The following is a 14,494-nucleotide window of genomic DNA, read 5'->3' on the forward strand; positions in this document are numbered from 1 at the left end:
GTTGCTGTCGAACCGGTTGAGATGGTTCGCCACGAAGGAGGACGAAAGTGAACGAAGCAGGAGCTGATCAATCCGCTCGGGACGTCTTTCGGCTCGACAACGACACGCTCGCGTTCCGCTTCACCGCCACCCTCACCAATCGGAACGGCTCGAGGTTCGAGCGACTCACGAGCCCGCAGCGACTCGAATTATGGTTACGCGCCAACGATCTGATGGACACCCCAGCAAGAGCGACGGCAGACGACCTCCGCGGCGCGCAGGATTTACGTGAGGCCATTCATCGCATCGGAACCGCCGTGTGCGAGAACCGCCGCGCCTCACGCGCCGATGTCGGGATCGTCAACACCGCATCCGAACTCGGTGATGCCCACCTCGTCCTCGAGAATGGCCGAGCCCTCTGGAAATCAACCGGAGACAATCCGATCCGCGACGCTTTGTCGATAGTGGCTGCCGACGCCATCGCGGTGCTCGGCGGATCCGACCGCGACCGCGTCAAAGCATGCCAAGGCGACGGGTGCACCGGCCTCTACGTCGACACCAGTCGCGGCAACAACCGACGCTGGTGCTCGATGAACATCTGCGGAAACAAGGCGAAGAAATCCGCGATGACCGCGCGCGCCGACTAACTCATCTCACGCTTGCCGCCACTCGATTTCGACGCCACTCGGTTCCACAGCTTCTCGATCGGGGTCGACAGTAGGAGTAGAAACAGCGGGAAATACGACGTCACTGGGACAAGCACGCTGACAAGCAGTGCCACCAGCATTATCAGGAAGGTGACAATCTCGGCCGTGAAATGCGGCTTTGCATTCTCCTCGCTCAACGACGGGTTGCGGACCAGACCCCACGCGACCACCGCCAGGCACGCAGCGCTGGCGGCCATCGTCCCGATGTAGAGAGCCCTGGTTCCCACGTCCTGGGACGGCGCTGCAACCAGCGCCGTCGGGAAGGGCAAGAACACGATGGTCAGTACCCATAACCCCAGTCCGCGCACAACCACCTTGTCTGCGTCGATCACAAAACGAAGAAGTCGATGCTGCGACCACCACAGGCGGAAGATCACCAGAAAGCTCAGAGCGAAGGAGTAGAACTGCGCCGCGTGCTCGCGCAGCAACTCGGACGTGGTGCCGTGGTGGTCGCTGGTCAGCTCGACCAGCGGCAGAACGAGCAGCGTGATCGCGATGGCGACAATCGCGTCGATGAAAGTGACGTAGCGCTCGAAGTAGCGGGTTCGTTCCGCAATCTCAGCCATTGCGGAAGCATAAGCCTCACAACAAGAAACAGACCGGTGACGCCACTTTGCGGGAGTCGGGATCCCGAAACATACAATTAACGAATCAAATTCGTTATACCTCTTGACCGAGCCCTCGGCCGTCCCCATACTTAACGAATCACATTCATTAAGTGACTCGCATCACGCCATCAGGGGTCGGTTCCGCCACCCCCTTCAGGACTTGGGGTTGCCCTAGTGCCAATCAACGCTTCTGCGAATACGAAGTCCGACCGGGTTCCACTCACCGCCAACCGCGGTATTGCCGTCTTCAGCATCGGCGTCATGGGGTTCATCACCGCGAACCTCATACCGCTGATGATCGTGGCTCTGGTCGAGGACCTCGGTGTCACCGAATCTGCCGCTGGTGCCATCCTGACCGCATCGCTGCTGGTCTGCGCGGTCACCTGCCTCGCCACCACGCGGATCGCATCGGGTCCGCATCGTCATCTTCTCGGCCGCATCAGCCTGATCGCGATGGCTGCCGCATTCGGCGTCGCGGCCATCGCACCGTCCACGGTGATCGCGTGCGCCGCGATCATCATCGGCGGCGTCGGCGCTGGTGGAGCCGCATCCGTCGGTGGCGCGGCACTGGCAGCGCTCACGAACCCGGACCGGGTATCAAGCATCAGCGGACTCGTGAATCGGGTCGTCGTCACAGCGGTCCTCGCGCTCATTCCCATCCTCGGCACACACATGACCAACGCTTTCGGCATCGTCGCGGTCCTGGCACTTGCCACCGCCGCGACAGTGACCTGGTTGCCGTCATCCCCGGTGAAAGAGTCCTCGGTAAACGAGCCGCCCGAGAAAGACGAATCCGCCTCGGCAACCACGACTCTGCCTGCCGGAGTCAGCGCGAAACGACTCACTTTTGCAGGGACTGCCTTCCTCGCGATGCTCGCCGTCTGGGCGATCAGCGAGGACTCACTGTGGGCAGTACTCGGCATCATGGGCTCGGAGCACGCCGGGCTCTCGGACCAACAGATGGGTCTCGCACTGAGCGCATCAACGGCAGGTGGCGTCCTCGCAGCAGTTGTCCTGACCGCGCTGGGTTCTCGCGTCAGCCGGACAGTGTCGATCTCGGCACTCCTGATACTCGGGGCAATCCTGAAGCTGTCGGCTTGCCTCGCAACCGATTCCACGATCTACCTCATCCTGGTGATCGCCTGGAATACAACCTACGCAGCGACGTTCATCGTCTTGGTTGCCATCTCGGCGGCCCTCGACGCCGCCGGCCGATGGTCCGCCCCACTACTGGGTACATACCTCATCGGCTCCGCGTTTGCGCCGTTGTTCGGTACTTCGGTGACTGCGAGCCTCGGCTATCCGACCTTCGGAGTCATCATCTCAGGGATCAGCTTCGTCTTGTTGGTCCCGTTCGCCTTGGTATCGCGGCTCTCCGCACGTACCGAGGGTGCGTATCGTCACCACAGCGCCGCCATCACTACTACAGTCATCGCGTAAGGATCACGTAGAAGTCATGAATGACAGCATCACTCACTACCGCAACGGAAAGATCTTCACGGCCGCCGAGGACGAGTGGGCCGAATCGATAGTCGTCGAGGGCCAACAGTTCAGATTCGTGGGCGAAACCGTCTATGCCGAAATCCTTGCTCCCGACGCCGAAGTGGTCGATCTCGAAGGTGCGGTCGTGCTCCCCGGTTTTGTCGACGCCCATACACATTTGGTCATGATGGGATTTGCGCTGCAGAAGCTCGATCTCCTCGATGCCACCGATCTTGTCGACATTCAGTCCAGCATCCGGCAATTCGCGGAATCGAACCCGGACGCGCCGCGCCTGTTGGGTCGCAGCTGGTTGTTCTCGGCACTGAACGGAGAGCACCCGAACCGAGAGATGATCGACGCCGTAGTGCCCGACCGTCCGGTGTACCTCGACGCCAACGACGTACATTCGGTCTGGGTGAACACCGCAGCACTGCGAGAACTCGGCATCGACGCCAACACTCCCGACCCGATCGGCGGTCGGATCGGCAGAGACCCGGAAACGGGTGAAGCGACCGGGATGCTGTACGAGACGGCCATGATGCTCTACGTCTGGCCGAAACTGGCGGAACTCGCTTCGGACGAAGACCGGGACGCTGCCCTCGCGCTCGCGTTCCACCACTATCTCGAGGACGGCGTCACCGGCGCGGTGGACATGGCTCTCGGCGTGGACGAATTGGCCTCGCTGGAACGAGCTTTGGACGCCGGGGACGGCACTCTGCCGCTACGAGTTGCGGCTCACTGGCTGATGACCCGCGAAGACAACGAGGCCGACAACGTGCGGCAAGTTCACGATGCCATCGAGCTCCACAAGCGCATCCAAGGGCCGTGGCTCCGAATCGCCGGTATCAAGATCATCATCGACGGTGTGATCGACAGTTGCACTGCCGCAATGAAAGAACCCTACTCGAACGGCACCAACGCCGAGCCCATCTGGGATCTGGAGTCCTTGATCCCGGTCGTGACCGCAGCTGACGCCGCAGGCCTGCAGATCGCCATGCACGCGATCGGCGACGAGGCGTCGGAAATCGGATTGACTGCACTCGAGTACGCGATCGCCGCCAACGGAGACATTCCCCGCAGGCACCGAATGGAACACTTGGAGTCCATCACGCGAGACAACGTCGAACGGCTGGCCCGCCTGGGCATCATCGCCTCGATGCAGCCAGTTCACGCTGACCCTGCGATTCAGGAGAACTGGCAGGCGATGCTCGGCGACTATCGCGTGAATCGCGCGTATCCCTGGCCTGAATTCACCGAGGCCGGAGCGGTTCTGGCGTTGGGTTCGGACGCTCCGACTGCGCCTCACCCGCCGCTGCCGAACATGTTCATCGCCACTACCCGCCGATCCGCAATCGATCCGTCGCTGGCACCCAATTTGCCGAAGTACGCCCTCCCCCTCGCGGACGCGCTGGCGCACGCAACTCGTGACGCTGCCTACTCGTGCAGATGGGAGGATGTGACCGGCCAACTGGTTCGGGGTAAAGCAGCCGATTTTGTCGTGCTGAAACAAGATCCGTTCACCGAAGGGGTCGATTCTCTCCTGACCACGGAGATCGCAATGACCGTGGTTGCCGGATCCGTGCGATACGACGCAACGGAAGTTGCGAACACCGGAGCCGCAAACACCGAAGCCGCGAACACCGAAGCCCGATAGCCGATCGTTACCAGTTGTTCGATAACGCAAGCGCATATCCAGGCGACAGAACGAAGGAGGGACTTGAACACGTGAACCCATACTCTCTGGAGGACGCATGCGCAGGAAAGCTCCGATTTCGGTCGTCGCCGCGGCCATTGCACTGGTGACGGCCACTGCCCTGATGGTCGCCGGTTGCGGGTCGACCGAAGGAACACCTGAAGCGGCGGCGAGTTCAACCGCAGCGGCACCTTCGACGGCAAGCGAATCCGAGACGACGGTAGCGAGTTCTCCCCCGCCCCAATCGGACACCCGCACAAGCGCATCCACGGCGGCAACTACCACAAAAATCCCCACTTCGGGTCCCTGCCTGGACGTCGGCTCTCCGCTCGTCACCGATGCCATCAGCACGTTGGGTACCGACGTCAACGGAGGCAACTGGATACCGACATCCTCGAGCGAGGAGCAGGTCGGTAATTGCCCTGACCTGCTCTGGGTTTCGGTCGACGGCGACGGCGTCGGCGATGCAACGTATCAGACACATGTTCTGTTCTTCCGTGACGGAACATACCTGGGCACGGCTACCAGTAAGCCGTACTCGTACACACACGTCATCGACAGCAACAAGGGTTCGGTGTCCGTCCAATACCGTTGGCTGCTGGACGACGACGCATTCTGCTGCCCCCAAGGCGGACCGAACATCGTGAACTTCACGTGGAACGGAAGCGCCGTGGTTGCCGACGGTCAGTTCCCGCCCTCCTGAACTTGTCTACGTACGATTCGGCTCCGAACACAACTGTGCCCCAGCAACAACGGTTGCTGGGGCACAGTTTCTTCGAGCTACTCGCTGACGCTCTTACTCACCGACGCTGTTACTCGCTGACGCCGAGTTCGCGTAGGCGGGTCTTGTACAGCTCGATGTTGCCGAGCTTGATGTCCTCGTAGCCACGAACCACGTCCGGCAGCGCCGCGATCTCGACGGCGCGATCGTATCCGTCGGTGCCGAGCGTACGAGAGAGATCAGCGATCATGGCCTCGTACTCGGCGAGCAGTTCACGCTCGACCTTACGGACGTGCATGTAGCCGAACGGGTCGAGCTTGGTGCCGCGAAGCTTCTTGCCCTTGGCCAGAACCTTCAACGCAACATGCGACTTGGGTCCGAGACCGATCTTCTTCTTGCGGCCCATCACTCGAAGGATCGGCGGGTGGAGCTTGTAGGTCAGGTTCTCCCCGGCCGGCACCTGAGACTTGACGTCCTCGATGAAAGCGGGGTCCACCAGCATACGAGCCACTTCGTACTCGTCCTTGTACGCGGTGAACTTGAACAGACCGCGGGCAACCGCTTCGCTGAAGTCGGTCCGCTCGGTTGCGGCACGCTCAGCGGTCCAGACCGCCTGGACCTGATCGATGTAACGCTGCGCGATCTTGACGGACTGGAACTCGATGAGCTGCGCAGCACGCAGTTCCACCAGTCGCAGGGTTTCACCGGAGAAGGTGGTTCCGGCGAACATGTGAGCCGGTGCGACCACGGGTTCGCGGACGGACTTGACCGGCGTGGTGACAGCCGAGAACGCAGCGGGGTCGGCGATTGCTGCACGACCCCAACGGAAAGCCGCGATGTTCGCGTCCACGGCAACGCCGTTGATGCCGATCGCTTCTTCGATGGCCTCGGCCGGCAGACGAAGTCCACCGCTCTGGTAGGCCGCGCCGATCAGCAAGAAGTTGGCCGCTGCGGTGTTACCGAACAACTCCTGCGCCGCTGCGAGGGCGTCGAAGGAACGCAGGGTGCGCGAGACCTTGTCGAGGCGGGCGAGGAGTGAGGTCTCCTCGGGGTAGCGAACAGCCTTGTCGTAGACCATGTCGCCGGTCGGCGTCTGCGACGTCGATGCGATGGAGACCGTTTTCTCGGAGTTTCCGTAGTCGAGGTTCTTGTTGTCCGTCGCGGTCAGCAGGTCGAATGCGACGATGCAATCCGCACTGCCCGGGGTCAGGCGGTTGGACGGCTCGAGCGCACTGGAGCTGAAACGCAGGTGCGAGACAACAGGTCCGGCCTTCTGGCTCAGTCCGATCTGGTCAAGGCTCTCCACCTCGAGGCCGGCGCGCAATGCCGCAGTGGCGAGCACCTGATTGACGGTCACGATGCCGGTTCCGCCGATACCCGCCAGGAAAATGTTCTGCGTGGAGGTGAGCAGGCCGAAATCAGGATCTGCGACGACCGGCGGGACGGGACGTGCGGCCTTGGAAGCCTTCTTGCCCGGCACCAGTTCGACGGTCACGAACGACGGGCAATCACCGTCCATGCAGGTGTAGTCGGTGTTGCAGGACGTCTGATCGATCTTCGTCTTGCGGCCGTACTCGGTGTCCACGGGCTGGACCGAAAGGCAGTTCGACTTGACGCCGCAGTCACCGCACCCCTCGCACACTGCCTCGTTGATGACCACGCGAGTGTTGCGAGTGGGCAGCGTGCCGCGCTTGCGCTGACGACGAGCGTCCGCCGCACAGTGCTGGTCGTAGATCAGCACTGTGACGCCCTTGATCTCGCGAAGCTCCTTCTGAGCCTCGTCGAGGCGATCGCGGTGCCAGAGCTTGGTGCCCTTGGCCAGCGCGCGCTTGCTGTGACGCGAAGGCTCGTCAGCGCAGATGATGATCTGCTTGACGCCCTCGGTGGTCAGCTTGTGGCTGAGTTGAGCAACGGAGAGGGCACCTTCGGCGTCCTGTGCACCGGTCATCGCCACTACCTCGTTGTAGAGCAACTTGTAGGTGATGTTCACGCCTGCAGCGATGCACGCCTGGACAGCCAACTGACCGGAATGGAAGAAGGTGCCGTCGCCGATGTTCTGGAACAGGTGAGGCACGTCGGTGAACGGTGCCTGCCCGATCCACTGGCTGCCCTCGCCACCCATCTGCGTCAGACCGGTGACAGCGCTGTCCTCACGGCCGGACATGGTGACGAGTGTGTGGCAACCGATTCCGCCGCCACCGATGGAACCCTCGGGGATAGCGGTGGAACGGTTGTGGGGGCACCCGCTGCAGAAATACGCGGTTCGCTTGGCGGAGAGCACATTCAGCGACAGCGGCGCCGGGAGGGTGCGCTTGAGCTCGACGTGCGGCTTGAGTACGCGGCGCAACGGCGCGAGCAACCGGCCTGCGGTCAGCTCACCGCTGGCAGGCATGAGCAGACGGCCCTGACCGTCACGCTTGCCGATGATGCGTGGGGCATCATCGGTGCCGTACAGAACTTCCCGAATCTGAGCCTCGATGAACGCAGTCTTGTCCTCGACCACGACGATCTGCTCGAGACCTTCGGCGAACTCTCGAACCTTCTCGCCCACAACGGGATAACACATGCCGATACGGAGGAGGCGGATACCGGCGCGGTGCAGCGCAGCGTCGTCGACACCGAGATCTGCCAGCGCCTGCCGGACGGAGTCGAAAGTTGTACCGGTGGCCACGATACCGATCTTCGCGCCCGACGGGTTGACCTCGATCACATCAAGATTGTTGGCAGTTCCGTACGCGTGCACAAGATCCCAGCGCGGGCCGTACAAATCGGCCTCCGCGATGACACTGTCCGGCGGCGCGGCCATCTGACGCTGCTTGTAAACGAAGGGCTTGCCCTCGAACTGCACCTCCGGAACCACGATGTCGAAATCCGCGATGCTGCCGTCGATCGTCCAGGCACCGTCGGCGACGTCGGCAACGATCTTGAGCGCCACGACACAACCGGACACACGCGAGAGAGCAACAGCGTGCATACCCATCGTGATGATCTCTTCGGCATTACGCGGAAACAGAACCGGCACACCCATCGCGGCAAGCGAGCGCTCACTGACAGCAGGAACCGTAGAAGACTTCGACGCCGGGTCGTCACCCACCAGCAGAACCACCCCACCCTTCGGGTTCACGCCATACATGTTCGCGTGACGAATGGTGTCGGTAGCGCGGTCCACACCAGGGCCCTTGCCATACCAGACACCGGTCACACCGTCATGGGTCGCAGTTCCCGCGGGGAGATCCGTCTGACTTCCCCACACCGCCGTGGCAGCAAGTTCCTCGTTGAAACCGGGAATGAAGGTGATGTCGTGCTCTGCGAGCACCTTGGGCATCCCGTGAAGCATCTTGTCGACGCCGCCGAGCGGACTGCCCTGGTAACCGGACACGAAAGTAGCAATACGCTTACCCGCACGAATATCGCGAACGTGCTGCTCGACGAAACCACGTGCAATCGCCTGAACACCGGTCAGCAACACCGGTCCCGACCCCGACCGGTACCGATCATCGAGGTCATAGGGCTTGGCCTGGGCTACGCCCGACACCAGTTCAGTCATCGTGGACCACCGTTCCGTCTGCAGTGCATTTCAACTACCGTGCATTTTCAACAACCGCGTAACTCGATCTGTTCAGATGATCGTGGTCGAGGTATGTGAAAGCGTCAACAGAGGATTGTTCAACTATTCAAATTGACAATTTGTGAGCCAAATCACGTGACCTAGGTCATCGAATCAATCAGTTGGAGACCCGTTCGTGGCGCTACGGCGAAACGGACATAAAACGTTCCCGACAATGCAAACAGAGGACATCCTTGACATTGACGCAACGTCAACTTGCATGCTGAATGAGCACAACCGATCTGAGAGTAGGAACTCCACGTGAGCGAATGGTCCATCCAAGAACTCGCCAAATCCGCCGGTACCACCAGCAGAACGCTGCGTCACTACGGCGATCTCGGGCTCCTGGAACCGAGCCGCATCGGCGCCAACGGCTACCGCTTCTACGACGAAGACGCCCTGGTGCGGTTGCAACGCATCCTGCTGCTCCGGGAACTCGGACTCGGATTGCCGGCCATCGCCGAAGTCCTCACCGGTGAACGCGACACGGCCTCCGCTCTGCGTACCCACCTCGAACTTCTCGAGCAAGAGCGCACGCGGATCTCGAGACAGATCGAATCGGTCAACAGGACCTTGAACAAAACGAAGAAAGGTGAATCACTCATGCCGGAAGATGTTTTCGACGGGTTCGACCACACCCGATACAAGGACGAGGTCATCGAGCGTTGGGGCAAGGACGCCTACACCAGCGGCGACAACTGGTGGCGATCGATGTCCGAGCAGGACCGGAAAGCGCATCTGCATACTCAAGCTGACATCGCAGAGGCATTCGGCACCGCACTGACAGATGGCCTGTCCGCGGAGAGCGACGACGTCCAGTCTATTACCCAGAGACAGTTCGAGTGGATAAAGATCGGTTGGCAGGGAAGGACTCCCAGCGCCGACGCTTTCACCGGACTCGGCCAGATGTACGTCGACGATCCCCGCTTCACTGCAAACTACGACAAGTACGGAGAAGGCACCGCTTCGCTGGTCCGTGATGCGATGAAGGTCTACGCCGAACGCAACCTGCACTAGCCGGTAATCAGTCCTGCCCGCTGCCGAGCAGGTTGTGTCGGTGCGCTGCCGCGACGGCCTCTTCCCGGGAATGCGCACCGAGTTTGCGATACAGGGCACGGAGATGACTCTTCAACGTGTTGTTGGATACGAACAGCTTTCGCGCTATCTCACCGATCGGAATGCCGAGACCCAGTTCCACGAGAACGTCCATCTCCCGCTTCGTCAATTGAACTCGAACGATCGCCGCCGGATACATCTGCGGCGCTTCGGATTCGAGAAAGGCCGTGACGGCGCTGCTCGAGTCTTCGGCCCGCTCATCGAGTCGCCTGATCAGATCCCGCGGTATCGTCGCCAGCGCCGACAGGACACCCGAGGTTTCGAGCAGTCCGCGAGCCTGCTCCCATGGACTCGCGGCAGCGTCGATTGTGCCCAGTTCGCACAGCGCTGCGCATTCGATCAACAACGATTCGAGGCGATTTCTGGTGAGATACTGTCCACTCCAGTCAATTTCGCGGCACAATTCCAAAGCCTGTGACGGCGCTCCGGTCAGTAGATGCGCACGAGCGACAGAAACCGTGACAACAGCAAACGTGTGCGGGGCAGCAACTGATTCTTCCAGCGCCTTCGTGCCCTCCCCGGACGCCAACAGAAGATCAATGCGTGCTGCGGCGAGAAGTGCGTCACCGAGCGATCGTTCACACGGATTCACGTGCCCATGCGTAGCCACTGCACGCTGCAAAGAAATCAGGCCCGAGAACGGGTCTGTTTGCAGCAGTGCGAATCTCGTGTACGCGTAGGCGGCAAATGCCCAGAGATCCCCTGGCGGCGTGATCTCGGCGAGCACGTCCATCGCGGCAGCGCCCGCATTCCGGTCCACGCTGTCGTACGCCACCAGTGCACGCGCGATCGCTCCGCCCATGTGCGAAGGTGGTCCCAGCCATCCCGAAACGTCCGGGTGCGTGCTTTCGAGGTGAAGCCACTCTATCGCGTGTGTGACATCACCGATCAGCGCGGAGTTGAGCGCAGCATTGCCTGCAGCGTGCCGCAGGACGAACTCCGGACCGTGCTGCACGGCGCCGTGATACGCGAGTCGCAATTCCACCGCGGCATCACCGAGGTCACCGGTCAATTGATGCGAGACTCCCCAGATCAGCCGCAGGGCGGGTAGTTGAGACCCCAACGCGCCCAACGACTCGTCGCCGAGTCCGTACACGACGTGCGCCAGTTTGCGTGTGATCTCGGTCGAGCGCTGGTACTTTCCGGACGTTCTCAGTACGACGGATTGGACGGTCCCGACATTCAGCACACTGCATGCTCGCGAACTACCGCCTATTGCGCGCAACTCCGCAGGTTCCGTCGGCAGCGAATCACCGTTCATCAACTGTGGACGCAGTCGCGATTCGAGTATGTCACGCCCCACCAGGATCGAAGGGTTCTCGGCCAGAATGTCACTGGGAATCGATTGCAACGCCGTCCGAATCAATCCAGTGTGATCGACCAAGAGATCGGCCCAGTGCCGTTCGAGAATGTCGAGCACCCGAAGCCACTGACGACCGTCCATCGCGTAGCGGACCGCACTGGCGAAATCCGAAGTCGCGAGAGCGTGATCGACGAGAGCCCGAAAGGGGTCTCCGAATCTCGCCCCTTGTTCGGACCGTATCTGCATGAATGCCAGTCGAATCGACGGCGCAAAATACCAGGCCGGCTCCCCGGCACGACCGTACCGGAAGATGAGTCCGAAAGACTCGAGCACGTCCAGTTTGCCCGTCACGTCAAGGTCGTCGGACACGACGCCCGCGATCGCAGGCGTGACCGTGCGCGCGGCGGCGATCGTCGTCGCGAAGTCGAACAACTCGAGCAATTTGCCCGATCGAGGTGCGGTCCGACTGACATAAGCGAGGATCGCCTGGTCCACCCGCTTCTGAACGCGTTCGCGCCCACGATTCGGTTCACTCAACCCCGCAACCGCGCTCAGAGCAACCTTCATCAGAACAGGGACGCCCGCAACGCGTTCGCAAATCGAATGCACGATGCCGGACGGAAGATGAATCCCGGCGTCCGCAAACAGAATCGTGGACTCGTCGAGTGTGTACCTGAGGTCGTTCGTGCATAGGTACTCGTCCACGCGTACACCGTCGAGCAAGTCCGTCGCAGACCGGTCCTGTAGCGTGACAATCACTTTCAACCCGGCCAAGCGCACGATCAGATCCACGAGTTGGTGGCCCACCTCGTCTCCCTCGACCAGGTCGATGCGATTGAACACCAATACGAACGGCACGGCCGAGGAGTCGAGCAGTGATTCGACGGCTCCCACTGGATCGTCGAGTATTTGCGGCGGAGCCTTCAGCGATTCCAACGAATCCTGAATCAGGGCGCGCGCCGAGTTCCAGTAGTCGACGGGTGTCATCCGTTTCGACGGTGCCGGCACCCACACAACCGGTCTACTCGGCACCGTCCCGAGAGTCGTCAGCCACAAGGCGGCGAGTTCGGTCTTGCCGAACCCTCGGGGCGAGTCGATGACCGTCAGCCCCGCGGGGCGCTCCATCAAGGCCAGGAGGCGAGGGCGTACCACGGTGGGTCCACGCCCCGCGAGACGCCGATGCAGCGAGCCCGTTCCGCGCGGGTTTCGCTTTGCTCGGGATAGCTGTGATCGATTCGAAGGGGACGTCACGATTGCCGACCAGTGAGCAGCCGAGCCCCGCCGAATTCGAGATTTCGTTCGAGAACCGAACTCACAGCCTGTCCACCCATAACGAACAACTTAGACAGAATCGGCAGAACACGCGAGGGCCGTGCGTCTCAAAAACTCGTCCGTTTTGTCTCAATATGTGGGCTCTGTCACTATCGGTGATTATTTGCGGGAGAGTGACTGCAGCCTGTGGGATCTGACATATCATGCCCGCGTGTCGATGAATTCCGCACGCATTCGCGTGTCGACCCGATCGGTCGCCCCTGCAGATGCCGACGACTTCTGGCGCGGTGCGACGCGTCCGTTCTTCGTCACCGAGCCGGTGGGTGCCGACACTCCACTCGAAGGCTCGATATCCGCTCTGCCCATCGGGACCTCGTTGATCGGTGAAACTACCTTCAATGCGCAGAAGTACACCCGAAACAAAATTGTCATCGCCGAGAGCGGACTCGACGATCAGTACATGATCCAGGTCGTCCTCGACGGGCAGGTGAGTGGTGATGCCGAGGGGGTGGATTTTGTCGCCCGCCCAGGGGACGTCACGTTCTTCGACCTAGGGCGCACCTGGACCGCCGAAGCCGAGGCGACAGGGCGCACCATCACGCTCCTCGCCCCGCGCTCTCTCGTCGAGGCCGAGTCCAAGGGTCGTTCCCTCCACGGGACGGTCCTGCGCGGCGTTCCTGCCTTCGTTCTCGCTCAGTGCATGCAATCGGTCGTACTGGCGCTGCCGCATATCGACCCCGATGCTGCGGCGGGCTACGAGGACGTCGTCGCTTCCCTTCTGCGCGTCAGCTTGGGCATCGCCGAGCCGGACTTGTTGCCGCGGCCCGATCACTCTCTCCGCGATCGTGCGTACGCCTACATTGCCGAGCATCTCTCCGAGACTTGGCTGGGGCCGACGACCATGTGCGCGGCGTTGTCGGTTTCCCGGGCACAGCTCTACCGTGCATTCGCGTCCGACGGCGGAATTGCTCTTGTCATAAGGCGCAAGCGTCTCGAACTCGTGTATCGCGAGTTGACCCGAGCCGAGATGCCGAACGAAACGATCGAAGCGCTGGCGCAGCGTTGCGGCTTCACGTCCAAGTCCCAGTTGGCGCGCGCGTTCAAGGGCTTCTACGGGATGACCCCGAGCCAGGCCCGTTCCGATGGCAGACGCACGATCGGAGACCCGTCGATCGCGCGTCTGCACCGCCGCCTCCAGTTCTTCAGCCCTTGAATCGCAATACTTCACAGCCTCGGGATCGTGCCTGTGTTCTAGTTGATCCATGAGCTGGGTCGACAAGGAACTGAGTCTGGCCGCGCTTACCGGCGCAGTCACAGGTGTCGCCGTGATGATCCCGATAGTCGGCGATGGAGCATGGTCCTGGGTAGGACTGTTCGTACCCGCATTCATCGGAGCGCTGGTCGGGCTGATAGTTGGATCCAGCGCTGTTGCAGGCGGGCGTTGTGCGCTGAGCACAGGGCACAAATGGCCGGCGCGCACAGTCCGCCGCTGGAAGCATCGATTCGCTGCGTACTCGACAATGGCGGTGACGCTACTGGTTGCCGGAGTGTTCATGTCGGCTGTCATCGCTACGGGTGACCCGGTGCGAGACGCCGGAGGATTCCCGACGTCCTTGATCGTACTGGCGGTCATCGCGGTAGTGACGTACGTGTTCTCCTACGTGCTCGCCCCGGTCCAGACCTCCGAAACTCCGTAAGCAACTCTGCTTCATCACAATTCAGCACTCGAACCGCGGTAGCGGCCAACGAACTATCCACACCAGGCAGCGAGCTCGGATCACCTCAGCTGGAAATGAACCGAAGAACAAACTGCTCGATGCCTTCCGATATGACCTTGGTGAGGGCGGTGAAGTCGTTCGACCAACGTTGAATGTCCAAGCTGCTCATTGATTTCCTCCGGTCTACGTCCGCTGCCTGTGACCGCATGACGTATGCGAGGCATCGGTCGCGCACTGGAACTATCTGCGAAAATGCGGTTTCCGTTACCGCTGGACCGACCGAACAGC

10 protein-coding genes are annotated in these 14,494 nt (G+C 61.4%); 7 read left to right on the plus strand and 3 right to left on the minus strand.

What is annotated here, in order from left to right; genetic code table 11:
* The first annotated feature begins 47 nt into the window (after positions 1 to 47).
* Positions 48 to 626 (plus strand): CGNR zinc finger domain-containing protein, encoded by a 579-nt coding sequence (locus QM716_RS03755; RefSeq protein ID WP_283302476.1) that lies wholly within the window; start codon positions 48 to 50, stop codon positions 624 to 626.
* Here QM716_RS03755 and QM716_RS03760 read toward each other — a convergent pair.
* Positions 623 to 1,252 (minus strand): TMEM175 family protein, encoded by a 630-nt coding sequence (locus QM716_RS03760; protein ID WP_283302477.1) that lies wholly within the window; start codon positions 1,250 to 1,252, stop codon positions 623 to 625. The two genes, QM716_RS03755 and QM716_RS03760, sit on opposite strands and share 4 nt — an antisense overlap.
* 216 nt (positions 1,253 to 1,468) lie before the next feature.
* Between QM716_RS03760 and QM716_RS03765 the strand changes: the two genes are divergently transcribed.
* The 3 genes from QM716_RS03765 (at position 1,469) to QM716_RS03775 (ending at position 5,172) form a co-directional block, all read left to right on the plus strand.
* The gene (locus QM716_RS03765) at positions 1,469 to 2,734 is read left to right on the plus strand and encodes an MFS transporter (protein ID WP_283302478.1); all 1,266 of its coding nucleotides are present in this window, start codon (positions 1,469 to 1,471) and stop codon (positions 2,732 to 2,734) included.
* A 16-nt stretch (positions 2,735 to 2,750) separates the two neighbouring features.
* The gene (locus tag QM716_RS03770) at positions 2,751 to 4,430 is read left to right on the plus strand and encodes an amidohydrolase (RefSeq protein ID WP_283302479.1); all 1,680 of its coding nucleotides are present in this window, start codon (positions 2,751 to 2,753) and stop codon (positions 4,428 to 4,430) included.
* Positions 4,431 to 4,527: 97 nt separating this feature from the next.
* On the plus strand, positions 4,528 to 5,172 hold the full coding sequence (locus tag QM716_RS03775) for an LppP/LprE family lipoprotein (RefSeq protein WP_283302480.1): 645 nt from the start codon (positions 4,528 to 4,530) through the stop codon (positions 5,170 to 5,172).
* A 109-nt stretch (positions 5,173 to 5,281) separates the two neighbouring features.
* Here QM716_RS03775 and QM716_RS03780 read toward each other — a convergent pair whose 3' ends face one another.
* Positions 5,282 to 8,737, minus strand: a complete 3,456-nt coding sequence (locus tag QM716_RS03780; protein ID WP_283302481.1) for an indolepyruvate ferredoxin oxidoreductase family protein — start codon at positions 8,735 to 8,737, stop codon at positions 5,282 to 5,284.
* Between the two features lie 321 nt (positions 8,738 to 9,058).
* Here QM716_RS03780 and QM716_RS03785 point away from each other — a divergent pair, with 321 nt between their 5' ends.
* Positions 9,059 to 9,814 (plus strand): MerR family transcriptional regulator, encoded by a 756-nt coding sequence (locus QM716_RS03785; RefSeq protein WP_283302482.1) that lies wholly within the window; start codon positions 9,059 to 9,061, stop codon positions 9,812 to 9,814.
* A gap of 7 nt (positions 9,815 to 9,821) precedes the next feature.
* Here the strand turns inward: QM716_RS03785 and QM716_RS03790 are convergent, their stop codons facing one another.
* A complete protein-coding gene (locus QM716_RS03790) occupies positions 9,822 to 12,368 on the minus strand; it encodes a helix-turn-helix transcriptional regulator (protein WP_283302483.1) in 2,547 nt (848 codons plus the stop codon).
* Between the two features lie 337 nt (positions 12,369 to 12,705).
* On the opposite strand from QM716_RS03790, the gene QM716_RS03795 reads away from it, so the two are divergent.
* Both QM716_RS03795 and QM716_RS03800 read left to right on the plus strand, forming a co-directional pair.
* Positions 12,706 to 13,701: a helix-turn-helix domain-containing protein gene (locus tag QM716_RS03795; protein WP_283303047.1), complete on the plus strand. Its 996-nt coding sequence runs from the start codon at positions 12,706 to 12,708 to the stop codon at positions 13,699 to 13,701.
* 49 nt (positions 13,702 to 13,750) lie between these two features.
* Complete coding sequence (locus QM716_RS03800) at positions 13,751 to 14,185, plus strand: hypothetical protein (RefSeq protein WP_283302484.1); 435 nt, start codon at positions 13,751 to 13,753, stop codon at positions 14,183 to 14,185.
* The last annotated feature ends 309 nt before the right edge of the window (positions 14,186 to 14,494 follow it).

It is taken from the genome of Rhodococcus sp. IEGM 1409, from assembly GCF_030056735.1.
Lineage (GTDB): Bacteria > Actinomycetota > Actinomycetes > Mycobacteriales > Mycobacteriaceae > Rhodococcus_F.

Bases quoted from the DNA above. Each gene is read 5' to 3' on its own strand.
- QM716_RS03760 (WP_283302477.1), bottom strand. From the start codon at position 1,252: ATGGCTGAGATTGCGGAACGAACCCGCTACTTCGAGCGCTACGTCACT.
- QM716_RS03770 (WP_283302479.1), top strand. From the start codon at position 2,751: ATGAATGACAGCATCACTCACTACCGCAACGGAAAGATCTTCACGGCC.
- QM716_RS03775 (WP_283302480.1), top strand. From the start codon at position 4,528: ATGCGCAGGAAAGCTCCGATTTCGGTCGTCGCCGCGGCCATTGCACTG.
- QM716_RS03780 (WP_283302481.1), bottom strand. From the start codon at position 8,737: ATGACTGAACTGGTGTCGGGCGTAGCCCAGGCCAAGCCCTATGACCTC.
- QM716_RS03795 (WP_283303047.1), top strand. From the start codon at position 12,706: ATGAATTCCGCACGCATTCGCGTGTCGACCCGATCGGTCGCCCCTGCA.
- QM716_RS03800 (WP_283302484.1), top strand. From the start codon at position 13,751: ATGAGCTGGGTCGACAAGGAACTGAGTCTGGCCGCGCTTACCGGCGCA.